10 protein-coding genes and 1 pseudogene are annotated in these 15,225 nt (G+C 61.8%); 5 read left to right on the top strand and 6 right to left on the bottom strand.

What is annotated here, in order from left to right; genetic code table 11:
- Positions 1 to 54 precede the first annotated feature (54 nt).
- Genes HNQ83_RS10395 through HNQ83_RS10385 form a run of 3 tightly spaced genes read left to right on the top strand, consistent with a single transcriptional unit; the run spans position 55 to position 3,812 of the window.
- Positions 55 to 1,383, top strand: coding sequence for an MFS transporter (locus tag HNQ83_RS10395; RefSeq protein ID WP_175388860.1), 1,329 nt, complete (start codon positions 55 to 57; stop codon positions 1,381 to 1,383).
- A 28-nt stretch (positions 1,384 to 1,411) separates the two neighbouring features.
- Positions 1,412 to 2,323, top strand: a complete 912-nt coding sequence (locus HNQ83_RS10390) for a dihydrodipicolinate synthase family protein (RefSeq protein ID WP_175388859.1) — start codon at positions 1,412 to 1,414, stop codon at positions 2,321 to 2,323.
- Positions 2,316 to 3,812, top strand: a complete 1,497-nt coding sequence (locus tag HNQ83_RS10385) for an aldehyde dehydrogenase (RefSeq protein ID WP_175388858.1) — start codon at positions 2,316 to 2,318, stop codon at positions 3,810 to 3,812. The genes HNQ83_RS10390 and HNQ83_RS10385 overlap by 8 nt, the downstream gene beginning before the upstream one ends.
- Positions 3,813 to 4,112: 300 nt before the next feature.
- Here HNQ83_RS10385 and HNQ83_RS10380 read toward each other — a convergent pair whose 3' ends face one another.
- From HNQ83_RS10380 to HNQ83_RS10360, 6 genes and pseudogenes are all read right to left on the bottom strand, one after another.
- Entirely contained in the window at positions 4,113 to 4,973 is an 861-nt protein-coding gene (locus HNQ83_RS10380; protein WP_175388857.1) for a CAP domain-containing protein, read from the bottom strand.
- Between the two features lie 148 nt (positions 4,974 to 5,121).
- Positions 5,122 to 5,760 carry a metalloregulator ArsR/SmtB family transcription factor gene (locus tag HNQ83_RS10375; RefSeq protein WP_175388856.1) on the bottom strand — a complete coding sequence of 213 codons (639 nt, stop codon included), beginning with the start codon at positions 5,758 to 5,760 and terminating at the stop codon, positions 5,122 to 5,124.
- Between the two features lie 19 nt (positions 5,761 to 5,779).
- The gene (locus HNQ83_RS10370; protein ID WP_175388855.1) at positions 5,780 to 6,406 is read right to left on the bottom strand and encodes a hypothetical protein; all 627 of its coding nucleotides are present in this window, start codon (positions 6,404 to 6,406) and stop codon (positions 5,780 to 5,782) included.
- 250 nt (positions 6,407 to 6,656) lie between these two features.
- Positions 6,657 to 10,751 (bottom strand): bifunctional nitrate reductase/sulfite reductase flavoprotein subunit alpha, encoded by a 4,095-nt coding sequence (locus HNQ83_RS10365; protein WP_175388854.1) that lies wholly within the window; start codon positions 10,749 to 10,751, stop codon positions 6,657 to 6,659.
- A gap of 253 nt (positions 10,752 to 11,004) precedes the next feature.
- Positions 11,005 to 11,100 (bottom strand): annotated as a pseudogene (locus HNQ83_RS31150) (outer membrane lipoprotein carrier protein LolA); the annotation flags it as partial.
- A gap of 58 nt (positions 11,101 to 11,158) precedes the next feature.
- On the bottom strand, positions 11,159 to 12,061 hold the full coding sequence (locus HNQ83_RS10360; protein WP_175388853.1) for a LysR substrate-binding domain-containing protein: 903 nt from the start codon (positions 12,059 to 12,061) through the stop codon (positions 11,159 to 11,161).
- Positions 12,062 to 12,180: 119 nt separating this feature from the next.
- Here HNQ83_RS10360 and HNQ83_RS10355 point away from each other — a divergent pair, with 119 nt between their 5' ends.
- A complete protein-coding gene (locus HNQ83_RS10355) occupies positions 12,181 to 13,566 on the top strand; it encodes an MFS transporter (protein ID WP_175388852.1) in 1,386 nt (461 codons plus the stop codon).
- Positions 13,563 to 14,837, top strand: a complete 1,275-nt coding sequence (locus tag HNQ83_RS10350; protein ID WP_175388851.1) for a glucarate dehydratase family protein — start codon at positions 13,563 to 13,565, stop codon at positions 14,835 to 14,837. Before HNQ83_RS10355 ends, HNQ83_RS10350 begins: the two co-directional genes overlap by 4 nt.
- Positions 14,838 to 15,225: the final 388 nt, after the last annotated feature.

Below are 15,225 nucleotides of genomic sequence, written 5' to 3'. Positions count from 1 at the left end.
TTTCGGGTTTGCGCCGGGGCCCTTCGAATGACCGAGGCTAAATAGGAGACAATAATGACAAGTCCTAATACATCCATTGAGGATGTTCCTCTCAATAACTTTCACCGTTTGTTGACGGCCCGTTCGGGAGGCGGGTCGTTTGTAGACGGTTATGTATTGAGCATTATCGGTATCGCCATGTTGCAAGTGACGTCGGCGCTGAACCTGTCAGAGTTCTGGCAGGGGATGATCGCGGCTTCAGCCTTGATGGGGGTATTTTTCGGCGGTTTTATCGGCGGCTGGCTGACGGACAAGTTGGGTCGCAAGACCGTTTACTTTATCGGCCCCTCGTTGTTCATCCTGTGTTCGCTGGCGCAGTTTTGGGTGGAGTCGGCCGCGGCGTTGTTCGCTTTCAGATTCATCATCGGACTGGCGGTGGGCATTGAGTACCCGGTGGCCACCTCGCTGTTGGTGGAGTTCCTGCCCAAGAAACAACGGGGCCCACGACTCGCGGCGTTGACCATCCTGTGGTTCGCCGGTGCGGCATTTGCCTATGTGGTGGGTAACGCGATCCTCAATACCGGCGGCGACGATGCCTGGCGCTATGCACTGGCCAGCGCCGCCGTCATCGGACTGGTGCTGTTCGTGATGCGCATCGGCACCCCGGAGTCCGCCCGCTGGCTGTTGAGCAAAGGGCGCGACCGCGACGCCGAGCAGGTGATCAAGCGCGTGTATGGCCCGCACTATTCGCTGCGGGATCTGCCGGAACAGCCTGACGAAAAGAAAATGACGTTCAGCGACTTGCTGCACTCCGGATATGGCAAACGCCTGTTCTTTGTTTCGGTGTTCTGGTCATGTTCGATCATTCCGGTATTTGCTGTTTATGCCTTCGCGCCCAAAGTTCTGTTGGCACTTAACCTGAAAGGCGAGTGGGCATCCTATGGCTCCATGGCCATTACGTTGTTGTTTGTGGTTGGTTGTGTACTGGCCACCAAACTGATCAACACGATTGGCCGGCGCAGCATGTTGATCCACAGTTTTTTATGGTCGGGCGTGTCGTTGCTGCTGTTGGCGATGTTTTCCAACGGCAACGAACTGCTCGTGCTCTTCCTGTTCGGTGCCTATGCCGTATTCATCGGTGGCGCGCAGGTTCTGCAACTGGTCTATCCGAACGAACTGTTCCCTACGGAAATCCGCGCCTTTGCCGTCGGCATCGGCACTTCGCTGTCCCGCGTAGGGGCGGCGGTCGGTACTTACCTGGTGCCTGTTTCGCTACAGACACTGGGTATCGGCAACACCATGTATGTGGCGGCAGTCGTGACCTTTATCGGGTTGACGGCGGCCTGGGCCATGGCACCTGAAACACGTTCGCTGAACTTGCGCGATGCGGCGGCACTGAGTTGAACAATCCCTTACTGACGGAGAAACAATCATGAAGTTCGAAGGCATCTATACCCCGGCAATCACGCCCCTGACCGCAAGCGGCGAAATCGACAAATCGGCCTTCGCCGAGGTGCTCGAATACCTGATCGAATCCAAAGTGCACGGCATCATCATTGGCGGTTCGACCGGTGAGTACTACGCCCATACCGCTCAAGAGCGCATCGCCCTGGCCGCCCAGGCCAAGGACGTGATCGGCGGGCGTTTGCCGCTGGTCATCGGCACCGGCGCCATCCGCACCGAAGACTCGGTGGAATACGCCACGGCCGCCCGCGCCATCAAGGCCGACGCGATTCTGGTCGGCTCGCCACCCTATGCACTGCCGACCGAGAAAGAAAACGCCATCCATGCATTGACCGTCGATCGCGCCGCCGACCTGCCGATCATGCTCTACAACTACCCGGCGCGGATGGGTGTGAGCATGGGCGAGGAGTACTTCGCGGCGGTGTCCGAATCGAAGAACATCGTCGCGATCAAGGAAAGCTCCGGCGACATGGCGCAAGTCCACCGTCTGGCGCGCAACTACCCGAACATCAGCCTGTCCTGCGGCTGGGACGACCAGGCGCTGGAATTCTTTGCCTGGGGCGCGCGCAGCTGGGTGTGTGCCGGTTCCAACTTCATTCCCCGCGAACACGTTGCCCTCTACGAAGCCTGCGTCGTCGAGAAGGATTTCGAAAAAGGGCGCAAGATCATGAGCGCGTTCATGCCGCTGATGGACTTCCTGGAAAGCGGCAAGTTCGTGCAGTCGATCAAGTACGGCTGCGAACTCAATGGCCTGCGCACTGGCAGTGTGCGTTCGCCGCTGCAGCCGCTGTATGAGCACGAAAAACAGGCCCTGAAGGACGTCATCGCCACCCTCAAACGTGAAGTCGCACAAGTGATCGGGAGTTCGAACAATGGCTGATCTGCTCAGCGCGGCCGACTATGCCGCCATCGCCAAACAACTGAAATTGCCCACTCAATCCTTCGTCGACGGCGCGCCGTACACTTCGGGTTCGGGCAAGACCTTCACCACCACCAACCCGGCCACGAACGAAGTGTTGGCCGAGATCACTGCATGTGACGCCAAGGACGTCGATTTCGCCGTGGCCAAGGCCAAGGCAGCCTTCGACGACGGTCGCTGGCATAAGCTCAGCCCCGGCGAACGCAAGAAAGTGCTGCTGCGCTTTGCCGATCTGCTGGAACAGAACGCCCATGAACTGTCGGTCATGGAAAGCCTGGACAGCGGCAAGCCGATTCGCGAGTGCGAGCTCACCGACATTCCCGAAACCATTCACATGATCCGCTGGCACGCCGAGCTGATCGACAAGATCTACGACAACACCGCGCCGGTCGGTTCCGGCGCATTGAGCCTGGTGGTGCGCGAAGCCATCGGCGTCGTGGGCCTGGTGCTGCCGTGGAACTTCCCGCTGCTGATGCTGGCGTGGAAAATCGGCCCGTCCCTGGCCGCCGGTTGTTCGATCATCGTCAAACCCGCCAAGGAAACCACGCTGACGGCACTGCGCGTCGCCGAACTGGCCCATGAGGCCGGCGTACCGGCCGGTGTGTTCAACGTGTTGTCGGGTGGTGGCAGCGAAGTAGGGGAGCCGCTGGGCCGGCACATGGACGTGTCCATGGTCAGCTTCACCGGTTCGACGGCGACCGGTCGCCGTTTCCTCAACTACGCGGCGGATTCGAATCTCAAGCGCATCGTGCTGGAGTGCGGCGGCAAAAACCCGGCCGTGGTGATGAACGACGTCGAAGACCTGGATCTGGTGGCCAGCCACGTGGTCAATGGCGCGTTCTGGAACATGGGGGAAAACTGCTCGGCGTCGTCGCGCCTGATCGTCCATGCCGACATCAAGGACGAGTTGCTCAAGCGCATTGGCGTGCAGATGCGCGAATGGAAAATGGGCAGCCCGCTGGACCCGGAAAACCGCATCGGCTCGATGGTCAGCAAGGCGCACTTCGAGAAGGTCCGCTCTTACCTGGAGCACGCCGCCACCGAAAAACTGAATGTGGTGTTCGGCGGCAACACCGAAGGCGAGATTTTTGTCGAACCCACCGTGGTGGATGGCGTGGGTGCCGAAAGCCGGCTGTTCCAGGAAGAAATTTTCGGCCCGGTGCTCGCAGTGACCACCTTCACCACCCTTGATCAAGCCATCGCCCTGGCCAACGACTCGGTGTACGGCCTGGCGGCGTCGGTCTACACCGACAACCTGCGCAACGCCATCAAGCTGTCCCGGGAAATCCGCGCAGGGATCGTGACGGTCAACTGCTTCGGTGAAGGCGACGCCTCCACGCCATTCGGTGGCTACAAGGAATCCGGCTTCGGCGGACGCGACAAGTCGATCTGGGCGCATGATCAGTACACGGAGATCAAGACGATCTGGATTGACGTGTCCGAGCGGTAAAGGTCATTCGCGCTCCCACATTGGATCGATGTGAACCCAAATTTTGTGTTCACCAGAGATCCCCTGTGGGAGCGAGCCTGCTCGCGAAAGCGGCATCACGGCCGACGCCAATTTCACTGACACTGCATCCAGGCAGCCATCGCTGTTTTTGAATGAAGCATAGGTTTTTGGCGGGGCTACTACCGTCTTCGCGAGCAGGCTCGCTCCCACATTGGTTCGTACACGACGCGGATCAAGTGTGGGAGCGAGCCTGCTCGCGAAAGCGGCTTCACTTTCAACGCAAAATCAAGCAGCCACCCCTCAAGGCGCGCCAAACATCATCGTCCAGTAAACCCCCTGATCACTGCGCGCCTCCGTCGCGAAGCCCGCACCCACCTGGGTAAACATCGGGTTCATCAAATTGGCGCAATGTCCGGGACTGGCCAGCCAACCCGCCATGGCCTTGCCCGGTGAGCCCTGGCCGGCGGCGATGTTTTCGCCGATCTGCCGGCCACGGAAGCCCGCGGCTCTGGCCCGGTCGGCGGCGGTGTCGCCATCGGGGTCGCGGTGGGCAAAGTAATTGCCGTAGGCCATCGCCTTGCTGTGCCCTTGCGCGGCGGCGCCGAGGCTGGCGTTCCAGGCCAGTGGCCGGGCGGCGGCGAAGCGCTGGCGACCGCACAGACGTGGTTTGGAACGGGCGGCGTTGACCTGGGCGAGTAAGGTTTTGCCAACGTTGCGGGTATCGTTCAGTTGCCGGTCCATGACCGGTTGCGCCATCACCACCTGCCATTCACCCCGGCGGCGGCTGACCCCGACATCGGCGTACTGGCTATCGAGCAGCGCGGCGCAGTGGTCGCTCTGCAGCAGATCAAAAGCTTCTTCGGCATCTTGCGCACCCACAACGCGGATGCTGCGCACCGACACGGCCTGATAGCCGGAATCTTTCAACCGCTCCCGCAAACCACCGCCGTAACCGACCGGTAGCGCCAGGCTGGATTTCAGTGCCAGCGGCGCCAATCGTTGGCTGGGTCGGCGTTCGCAGCCCCGGGGATGGGCCCGGTAATCATTGATGGCGTCCACCAGTTCTCGCTCCGCACCGGCGTGGGCGGGGTTGGCGAACAAGGGAAGCGAGGTCAGCAGGCACAGCGAAGTGAAGCGCAAGGCAAGGGCGGTTTGGCGCATGGTGCGGACAGCTCTGATGAGTTGACGACGGTTGGGAGGAGGATCAATCGCCGGTCTTAGACTGGCGCCCCGAAACTAGTTCAAGGGGCCGGAGGGGATATTTGCTGAGGCGCTGGTGTGTCCGACGAACGTAGCGGGGGGAGGGCGGCTATTCGGTTTCAACGTCCTGCGCCGGCTCGACCGGCCGCAGCTTGAAGCGGCAGACATGACCGCCACGGACCATGCATTCGCTGTGCTCCACTTCACCGCCGCCCAATGCACCGATCAGCGCCAGGTCCAGTTCACAGACCACCGGGTGCGCAGCGGCGAGACGATGGAACACGCAGTTGTGCGCCACAATTTGCGCATCGCCGGAGGAGCGAAAGAATACCTCGGCTTCATACCCTGCCTGGTTCATGTGCTCCACGATCTTCACTTCATCGACGACCTGCCGTTCGCGGTCCAGGGCCAGTTTGCGGCCCAGGCTGCGCATCAGCGCCGCCAGGGCCTCGGGGCCGATGATGTCGGCCACTTCATCAATCAGCGCGTTGGCCAGCAACTGGTACTGGCGCGGGAACTGTTCCCTGGCATGGTCGGTGAGCTGATACAACTGCTCCGGACGCCGCCCCGTCGGGCGGGTGTCGCCGCGCAGCACCAGGCCGTCACGCTCCAGCGCCGCCAGGTGCTGGCGAATCGCCGTGCGCGTGACCGCCAGATGCTCGGCCAACTCGTCAATGCTCATGCCGGCACCGTGGTGCAGCAACGCATTGAGCAAGTCCTGCTGTGTCCGGCCCAGTCCTTCCAGCATGGTGTGCCCTCGCGCGGTGTCAGAACTTGTCGGGGAATTGCTTGACCAGCGCAGCGGTCAACGCATCGGCCAAGGCCAGGATGTGCGTACGCATCATGTGCCAGGTCTTCGCCTCGCCAGCGTAGTCGTGGGCGGCGAATTCATCGATCTGGGCAACGTGATGGCCGCCATGGGCCGATAGCAGATTCACCAGTGTCGCCTCCGGCAGGTTGGGGTTGGCACCGGCCAGAAACGCGGCGATGGCCTTGGCATTGCTGGTCAGGTCCGCTACGGCGGCTTGCTTGCCCTTGGCGTCCTTGGCCACCGTGGCATCGCTGTAGTGTTTCACCGCGCCCCAATGGCCGGCAAGCAACTTGAGCAGTTGATCCGCCGCCGGTTGGCCGTACAGCGGTGCGATGCTATTGGCGATTTTTGTCGCGTTGTCGACCACCTGATCCGCCGCGACCTTGGCTTGTTTCTGATCGGTGGCCTGGTTGGCCTGCGCGTAGGTTCTGATCCAGAAAATATGCTCCACCCACAGGTCGCGAAGCGCCAGGCGCGTGGTCAGCGCCGGGCTGTCGGCGGCAGGGGAGGCGGTGGGCGTTGCGCTCCAGGCCGGTTGCGCGCAGAAAGCCAGCAGGATCAGAGCCAATACCTTGATATTCATGACGGCACCCTCGTGTTGGTGAGAACGACAATATCAATTAAAGCATGAAAATATGTTTTTATTGGGCGAGGGCGAAGTCTCGGATCAACGGTCGGGATCTTTGCTGAATCGGCAGGCCTCATCGCGGGCAAGCCACGCTCCCAAAGGTTTCGCGTCGATCACGAAATGACGGATCGACTTGAACCCTGTGGGAGCGTGGCTTGCCCGCGATGGAGTGTCAGATGCATGGGTGTCGACTGACACGCCTTCGTCAGTAAACATCCCGCAGATAACGCTTCTGCTCGCTCAACTGCCGCCAGTAGTCCGCAGCGCCTTCGGTGCACAATCCGCCATGGTCCTGGGCGATCCGGCGCAGGGCCTGGTCGACGTCCCTGGCCATGCAACTGGCATCCCCGCAGATGTACAACTGCGCACCTTCCTGCAGCCAGCGCCACAGTTCGGCCCCTTGTTCGCGAATGCGGTCCTGCACGTAGACCTTCTGCGCCTGATCGCGGGAGAAGGCCAGGCTGAGTTCAGTCAGCAGGCCATCGCGTTGCATGCCTTGCAGTTCATCGCGGTAGTAAAAATCGCTGGCGGCGTGCTGCTCGCCGAAGAACAGCCAGTTCTTGCCCTGGTCACCCCGTGCGCGACGTTCCTGGAGGAAGGCGCGAAACGGCGCGACGCCCGTGCCGGGGCCGATCATGATCATCGGCAGGTCGCCATCGACCGGTGCGCGAAAATGCTTCGACTGTTGCACGAACACCGGCACGGTGCTGTTTTCGGCGCGGTCGGCGAGGAAGGTCGAGGACACACCTTTGCGCTTGCCATAGCGCACGGCGGCCACCGTGAGATGAACTTCCTGCGGATGCGCCTTGGGGCTGGAGGAAATGGAATACAGCCGTGGTTGCAGGCGCTTGAGGGTGCCCAGCAGCTCGCCGGCCGAGCAGTCGACCGGAAACGCCTGCAACACGTCGGCCAGTTGCCGGCCCCAGAGCCAGTCTTTCAACTCAGCCTTGCGCTCGCTGCCCAGCAGTTGTTTCAACGCCGGGTTGCGGCTGCGTTCGGCGATGAACGCCAGGGTGTCGCTGCTGGGGCGGGCGATTTCGAAGTGTTCAGTCAGCGCCTGGTGTAATGGCAGGTCACCGACTTTGTCGACGTGAACGGGGGTGTCGGCGCCCAGGCGCGTCAGTTCCAGCATCTCGCCGACCAGTTCCGGGCAGTTGCGCGGAATCACGCCCAAGGCATCGCCGGCTTCGTAGTGAAGCCCGGAATCGGCCAGCGCCAGGGAAAACATGCGGGTTTCCTTGTTGGCGCTTTGCTGGTTCAGGTGCAGGTTGCTCAGCAAGCGCGAGGCGTAGGGTTTGGCCTTGCACGGTGAGTTGGCGGGGCTGGCGACAGTAACGGCTGCTGGCTCGATCGTTGCCGGTTGCAGGGTTTTCAGAAGGTCGGCTATCCATTGGTCGGCGCGAGCCTCGAATTCAGTATCGCAATCGACTCGCTCCAGCAGTCGCGTGGCGCCCAGTGCCTCGAGACGCTGATCAAGCTTTTTGCCGTGCTGGCAGAACTGGTCATAGTTGGGATCGCCCAGGGCCAGTACCGCGAAGCGCAGGGACTCCAGGCGTGTCTCGGCACGGCTCAAGCTGTGCCAGAAGCCTTCGCCATTGTCCGGCGGATCGCCGTCACCGAAGGTGCTGCTGATCACGGCCAGGGTTTGCGTGCTGGTCAGTCTGCTGGCCGGGAAATCGGCCATCGCGCTCAGCTCGACGACGATGCCGGCGTCGCGTAAACGGCTGGCGAAACGCTCAGCCAAGGCTTCGGCATTGCCCGTTTGCGAGGCCCACAACAGGGTCACCGTCGGTGGGCTTACGGAGGGTTCGTGGCTGGCGGCGAGGGCGGGAGCAGTGGTCTCGACCCGGCTGAACAACCCGCCCAACACACCGTCCAGCCATAGCCGCGTCTCGCTGGCCATGGGGGCGTTGCCCGGCAGCACTGGCACGCCGCTCGCCTGCCGGCCCGCCGTGGATTGCAGGCCACTGACGAAACCGGCGAGGTACAGGCGTTCCTGTTCATTCAACGCAGGCGAGGGCAGGCGACTGACACCGACGATATCGGCAAAGGCCTCGATGCTCGACATGGCGAGTTCCTCTGGCAAAGGGGAAACGGGGAGAGGTTCTTCAGCCGGCGCGGGCACTTCAAGGAACTGGTGCTCGATCAGTTCGACCCGTTGCAGGGCGACGGCGCAGAACTTGAATTCAGGCTGCAGCGAAATCGGGTCGACCGCATCATGGGTGACCGCATTGATCGCCAGGTTTTCACCGAACACGTCGTTCCAGTGAAAGGGCGCAAAACAATTGCCCTGACGCACCCGATCGGTCACCACCGCCGGCAATACAGCCCGGCCGCGCAGCGAACGCACTTCGACGTGGTCCTTGTCGCGAATGCCAAAACTGGCGGCATCTTCCGGATGGATCTCGACGAAGGGACCGGGATTGAGCTTGTTCAGCGTCGCGACCTTGCCGGTCTTGGTCAGGGTGTGCCACTGGTGTTGCAAGCGGCCGGTGTTGAGGACGAAGGGAAATTGCTCGTCGGGCATTTCCGCCGGTGGCAGGTGCGGACGAGCGAGGAAGATACCCTTGCCATGTTCGGTGGCGAACACGATGGCCGGCTGGCTGCCATCAGTCTCGGTCTTGAGGGTCTGGCTGACGCCATTGTTGAGGTAGCGAATCGGGTTGCGCTCCTCGGCGTCATCCGCAGCGCAGGGCCATTGCAGCGGTTGTTCCCGCAGGCGCGCATGGCTGGCGCCGCGAATGTCGTAGCCGGTCTTGGGGTTCCAGGCGCGTTTGATCTCTTCGAACACTTCAGCGGAGGAACGGTAGGTGAACGCCTCGGCAAAGCCCATTTCGCACGCCACCCGGGCGATGATCTGCCAGTCGGCCAGCGCCTCGCCGGGCGGCGCCACGGCCTGTTGCATCAGGGTCAGGTTGCGTTCGGAGTTGATCATCACCCCTTCGGCTTCGGCCCAGAGTGCGCCGGGCAGGAGAATGTCGGCGTAACGGTTGGTCTCGGTGTCGAGGTAGGCATCCTGGGTGATGACCAGTTCAGCGGCCTGCAAACCTTCGATCACTTTGCGGCGGTTGGGCACCGATGCCACCGGATTGGTGCAGATGATCCAGCAGGCCTTGATCCGGCCCGCACCCATTTGCTCAAACATGTCCACGGTGCCACCGCCGACGCTGCGCGGCAGGCTGTCGCGGGGGATGTCCCACAAGTCCTCGATGAACGCCCGGTCCGCCTCGACCAGCACCGAGCGCTGGCCGGGCAGGCCGGGGCCCATGTAGCCCATTTCCCGACCGCCCATGGCATTGGGTTGCCCGGTCAGGGAAAACGGCCCGCTGCCGGGCCGGCAAATCGCGCCGGTAGCCAGGTGCAGGTTGCACAGGGCATTGGTATTCCAGGTGCCGTGGGTGCTTTGGTTCAGGCCCATGGTCCAGCAACTCATCCACTCGGCGGCCTCGCCGATCCATTGCGCCGCCTGACGTATGTCCGCCTCGGCGAGGCCGGTGAGCTGTGCGACTTTTGCCGGCGGGTAGTCCTCGAGGAAGCCCGGCATGGCTTCCCAGCCTTCGGTGAAGGCGGCGATGAAGTCCGGGTCGGTATGGCCATTTTTAACCAGCAAATGCAGCAAGCCGTTGAGCAAGGCCAGGTCGGTACCCGGTTGTATTTGCAGGAACAAGTCGGCCTTGTCCGCCGTGGCACTGCGCCGGGGATCGACCACGATCAATTTGGCCCCGGCCTTGACCCGATCCATCATGCGCAGGAACAGGATCGGGTGACAGTCGGCCATGTTGGCGCCGATCACGAAGAACAGGTCGGCCTTGTCGAAGTCCTGATAGGAACCCGGTGGCCCGTCCGAACCGAGCGAAAGCTTGTAGCCGCTGCCCGCGCTGGCCATGCACAGGCGCGAATTGGATTCGATGTTGTTGGTGCGCACGAACCCCTTGGCCAGTTTGTTGATCAGGTACTGCGCTTCCAGCGACATCTGGCCCGAGACATAGAACGACAGAGCCTCGGGCCCATGGGTATCGAGGATGCCGCGCAGTCTTCTTGCCGTTTCGCTGAGGGCCTTGTCCATCGCGACCTGCACCGGTTCCTGATTGCGCGCCTGACGCAGGAAAGCGTTTTCCATGCGGCCGGACTCGGCAATCGCCTGCCCGCAGGTCGTGCCTTTGGTACAGAGCCGACCGAAGTTGGTCGGGTGGGCCTTGTCGCCAACCACCTTGACCACCCGATTGCCTTCGACTTGCATGACGATGCCGCAACCCACGCCACAGAAGGGACACACGCTGCGTACGGTTTTGTCTGCCATCCTCGACACCCTGCCAACACCTGATCAATTCAGAAACGCAAAAGGCGCCATGCGGCCCTCCGTCGGAACGGGGGCTACACGGCGCCTTTGTCGTATAGGTGCAATCTGCGTTGACTGCGTAGAGGGTGATTGCAAGGGGCGGGCCAGAAGCTGCCAGGCAGCGCTGCCGGGGCTTTCGAGCCTGCCTGCGGTGACAGTGCGACCGATGTGTGCACTTTTTTATCGCGATGCTCAGGCTGGATGCACCAGCGCATGGCAAGCCTGCAATTACTGTAGGAGCGAGCCTGCTCGCGAAAAGCCTGAGGGCACCGAGGTGAGTCAGACGTCCCGCGTCATCGTTGACCACCATCGCGAGCAGGCTCGCTCCTACAGGGGATTGCGTTGCCGTCGAGATTTGTGCTCATGACTTATGCTCCCCACCCCTCACGCACCGCCCGCCGAATCCCCTCCAGCAGCATCGCGAACGCCGGGTTGTCGTTGTTCTCGCGCCAGATCAGATGCAACTCGCTTTGCACCCCTTCGCCCAGGTCGATATCGCGAAACACCACGTTCTTGAACACCACGCTGCTGGCGCAACGGGGTACCAGGGCCAGGCCCATGGCAGCGTTGACCAGGGCAAGGATGGTCAGGGACGAGCCGAGCCATTGCACGTAGTCCGGGGCGACGCGGGCCGAACGCAGCATGCCGGTCAGCAGTTCGTTGAAGGGCGGGTAGGCGGCGTGGGAATACATGAGGAAAGGCTGGCCATCGAGGTCCTTGACCGACACGGTTTCGCTGCAGGCAAGCCGATGGGTGCTGGGCACCGCGAGCACGAAGGGCTCGCGCACCAGGCATTCGGTGGAGTAGCCGGGCTCCAGCAACGGCGCGCGGACGATGCCCAGGTCGATGCGGCGGGCGCGCAGGGCTTCGTGTTGCTGGTAGGTGTTCATCTCCGACAGGTCGATTTTGACGTGGGGCTGAGTCAGTCGTGCCTCGGCAATGACTTTGGGCAGGAACTCGTAGACCGCGCTGCCGACGAAGCTGATATTGACCGAACCGATATCGCCCTCGGCAAAACGCCGGGCGGTGACCGCGGCTTGCTGGGCACGCTCCAGCAGGTTCTGCGCTTCGATGAAGAACGCCCGCCCGGCAGCGGTGAGGGCGACGCTGCGGGTACTGCGGGTGAACAACTCGACGCCCAGGTGATGCTCCAGCAGCTGAATCTGCCGGCTGAGCGGCGGCTGGGTCATGTTCAGCCGTTCGGCGGCACGGCGGAAATTCAGTTCCGTGGCCACGGTGGTAAAGCAGCGCAGTTGGGTCAGTTCGAACATTGATCTAATCCAGGTATCAATCGAATGCCAAGTTAGATTAGACGGGATCAATGCGGGCGTCCATCATCGGCCCAGGCCTAAAAGTCATCCCAAATAAAACAAAGAACGGGAGTCGCCCCTTGAAAACCCACCAGAATCCACCCGACCCGAACGTGCTCGCCCGCGCTGCCGCCAAGGTCAAGCGCCACGTGCTGCCGCTGTTCGTGATCATGTTCATCGTCAACTACATCGACCGGGTCAACATCGGCTTCGTGCGCAGCCACATGGAAACCGATCTGGGCATCGGCGCTGCCGCCTATGGCCTGGGTGCCGGACTGTTCTTTATCGGCTACGCGATTTTCGAGGTGCCGTCCAACCTGCTGCTGCAACGCTACGGCGCCCGCGCCTGGCTGACGCGGATCATGTTCACCTGGGGCGCCGCGGCGATGGCGATGGCCTTCGTGCAGGGTGAAACCAGCTTCTATGTGCTGCGCTTTATCCTTGGCGCCGCTGAAGCCGGCTTCTTTCCCGGCATCATTTACTACTTCACCCAATGGCTGCCATCGACCGAACGCGGCAAGGCCATGGCGATTTTCCTCAGTGGCTCGGCCATTGCGTCGGTGATTTCCGGTCCGGTGTCTGGCGCGCTGCTGCACATCAACGGTTTGAGCCTGCATGGCTGGCAGTGGATGTTTCTGATCGAAGGCTTCGCCTCCATCGCCCTCTGCGGTTTTGTCTGGTTTTGGCTGCAATCCCATCCACGGGAAGCCAAGTGGCTCAGCGAGGAAGAAAAGACCGCGCTTATCGCTGCCATCGAACTGGAACAGCAGGCCCGTGACGCCACCCGGACGGTCAAGCCATCGATGTTCAAGTTGCTGGCCGACAAACAGATTGCGCTGTTCTGCTTCATCTACTTCTCCATCGCCCTGACCATCTACGGCGCCACGTTCTGGCTGCCGAGCATGATCAAGAAGATGGGCAACCTCGGAGACTTCCAGGTCGGCCTGTTCAACTCGATTCCGTGGATCATCTCCATCGTCGCGATGTACGGCTTTGCCGCCCTGGCCAGCAAATGGAAATACCAGCAGGCCTGGGTCGCGGTGACCCTGGTGATCGCCTCGTTCGGCATGTTCATGTCCACCACCGGCGGCCCGGTCTTCGCCTTCGTCGCCATCTGCTTTGCCGCGATCGGCTTCAAGGCGGCCTCGGCGTTGTTCTGGCCAATTCCGCAAGGCTATCTGGATGCCCGCATCGCCGCAGCGGTGATCGCCCTGATCAACTCCATCGGCAACCTCGGCGGTTTTGTGGCCCCGACCGCGTTTGGCTTCCTGGAGCAAACCACCGGTTCCATCGAGGGCGGGCTGTACGGCCTGGCCGCCACGTCGCTGGTGGCCGCCGTGGTGATCTTCTTCGCCCGCACCGCACCCCGTGGCACCCCATTGCGTTCGCCGGTGGAAGGTGCCGATGTAAAAAAGCCAGTCAGTCATCAAGCCCTGAAATCTGATCCAACGGGAGCAGCCTCTTGAAAATCAAACGAGTCACCGTCACCCCCATCGCCTTCCGTGATCCGCCCTTGCTCAACGCCAGCGGCATTCATGAACCCTTCGCGCTGCGCTCGATCATCGAGATCGAAAGCGACAATGGCTACATCGGTCTGGGTGAAAGTTACGGTGACGCCCCGGCGCTGGCGATCCAGCAGCAACTGCAAAGTCAGCTGATCGGGTTAGATCCGTTCAACCTCAATCAACTGCGTGCCATCGTTAAGGCGACGGTGGCGGCGAACAAACCGGCCAGCCTGGCCGGCGCGGAACTGGCCCCCGGTTCCCATGCCAGCAAGGCGGTGAGCAATGCCTATTCGGCGTTCGAAGTGGCATTTCTGGACCTGCAAGCGCACTACCTGAACGTGCCGTTGGTGGACTTGCTGGGTGGGGCGATCCGCGACGAGATCCCGTTCAGTGCCTATCTGTTCTTCAAATACGCCCAGCACGTGGATTCGCCCTACAAGCCTGACAACTGGGGCGAGGCGCTGAACGAAGAGCAGATCGTTGCCCAGGCGCGGCGGATGATTGAGGCCTACGGCTTCAAGAGCATCAAGCTCAAGGCTGGCACGCTGCCGCCGGAGCACGAAGTGTCGTGCATCAAGGCGCTGAAAAAGGCTTTTCCCGGCTATCCACTGCGCATCGACCCGAACGGCAACTGGTCGCTGGAAACCTCGATCCGCATGGCCGAGTTGCTGGGCGATGACCTGCAGTACTACGAAGACCCGACGCCTGGCCTGGAGGGCATGGCCGAACTGCACAAGCGTACTGGTCTGCCGCTGGCGACCAACATGGTGATCACCGACTTCGACGAGTTCCGTCGCAGCGTGGCGCAGGACAGCGTGCAGATCGTCCTTGCCGACCACCATTACTGGGGTGGCCTGCGCGATACCCAGGCACTGGCGAAAATGTGCGAAACCTTTGGCCTGGGGGTGTCCATGCACTCCAACTCGCACCTGGGCATCAGCCTGATGGCCATGGCCCATGTCGCCGCCTCGGTGCCCAACCTCGATTACGCCTGCGACACCCATTACCCATGGCAGGAACCGGACGAAGAGGTGATCAAGGGCGGCAAGCTGCCGATCGTCGACGGCTGCGTGAAAATCACCCGGGCGCCGGGGCTGGGCCTGGAGCTGGACCACGATCAATTGGGCAAGCTGCATGATCAGTACCTGACGTGCGGGATTCGTCAGCGCGATGACGTGAAGCAGATGCAGCGATACAAACCGGACTGGAAGGCGGTCAAGCCACGGTTTTGATGGCAGGGTTTAGATGAGCATGTAGCAACCTTTGGTCCGGGAAGCGTGGTCGCGCTTGCCCGGGCTTTTTTTGCGTTCTGCGAATCGTTTTTCGTAGGCGGCCTGACAGCCGACCTGTCTTTTGTTGATCGAGTACATATCCATTGCTGCGGTAACGGCCACTTAGGGTTTCGCCCTTACGGCGAGTCCCTTTGGCAAACGCCGGAGTGCCGGCCCAGCCCAAAGGAACCAAAGGTCTCGCCCCGAGCGTCCGGCCCCTCGCTGAGGCTCGGGGTTCCTTCGCTCCGGCATTCATCCGGGGACACTGCCCTCCGGTTTGCTTCGCTGCACCTACATGCAGCGTGTTCAACTGCGTCGAACGGCGCTGCGCGCCCATCCCCGGATGAAC

Source organism: Pseudomonas sp. C2B4 (assembly GCF_013359695.1).
In the GTDB taxonomy this organism is placed as follows: Bacteria; Pseudomonadota; Gammaproteobacteria; order Pseudomonadales; family Pseudomonadaceae; genus Aquipseudomonas.
Note: the sequence above shows the minus strand (reverse complement) of the source record. Positions and strands in the feature narration are given on the sequence as shown.

Excerpts from the sequence above, each read along its gene's own strand:
- HNQ83_RS10385 (WP_175388858.1), top strand. The coding sequence starts at position 2,316 with ATGGCTGATCTGCTCAGCGCGGCCGACTATGCCGCCATCGCCAAACAA.
- HNQ83_RS10360 (WP_175388853.1), bottom strand. The coding sequence starts at position 12,061 with ATGTTCGAACTGACCCAACTGCGCTGCTTTACCACCGTGGCCACGGAA.
- HNQ83_RS10395 (WP_175388860.1), top strand. The coding sequence starts at position 55 with ATGACAAGTCCTAATACATCCATTGAGGATGTTCCTCTCAATAACTTT.
- HNQ83_RS10390 (WP_175388859.1), top strand. The coding sequence starts at position 1,412 with ATGAAGTTCGAAGGCATCTATACCCCGGCAATCACGCCCCTGACCGCA.
- HNQ83_RS10365 (WP_175388854.1), bottom strand. The coding sequence starts at position 10,751 with ATGGCAGACAAAACCGTACGCAGCGTGTGTCCCTTCTGTGGCGTGGGT.
- HNQ83_RS10370 (WP_175388855.1), bottom strand. The coding sequence starts at position 6,406 with ATGAATATCAAGGTATTGGCTCTGATCCTGCTGGCTTTCTGCGCGCAA.
- HNQ83_RS10380 (WP_175388857.1), bottom strand. The coding sequence starts at position 4,973 with ATGCGCCAAACCGCCCTTGCCTTGCGCTTCACTTCGCTGTGCCTGCTG.
- HNQ83_RS10375 (WP_175388856.1), bottom strand. The coding sequence starts at position 5,760 with ATGCTGGAAGGACTGGGCCGGACACAGCAGGACTTGCTCAATGCGTTG.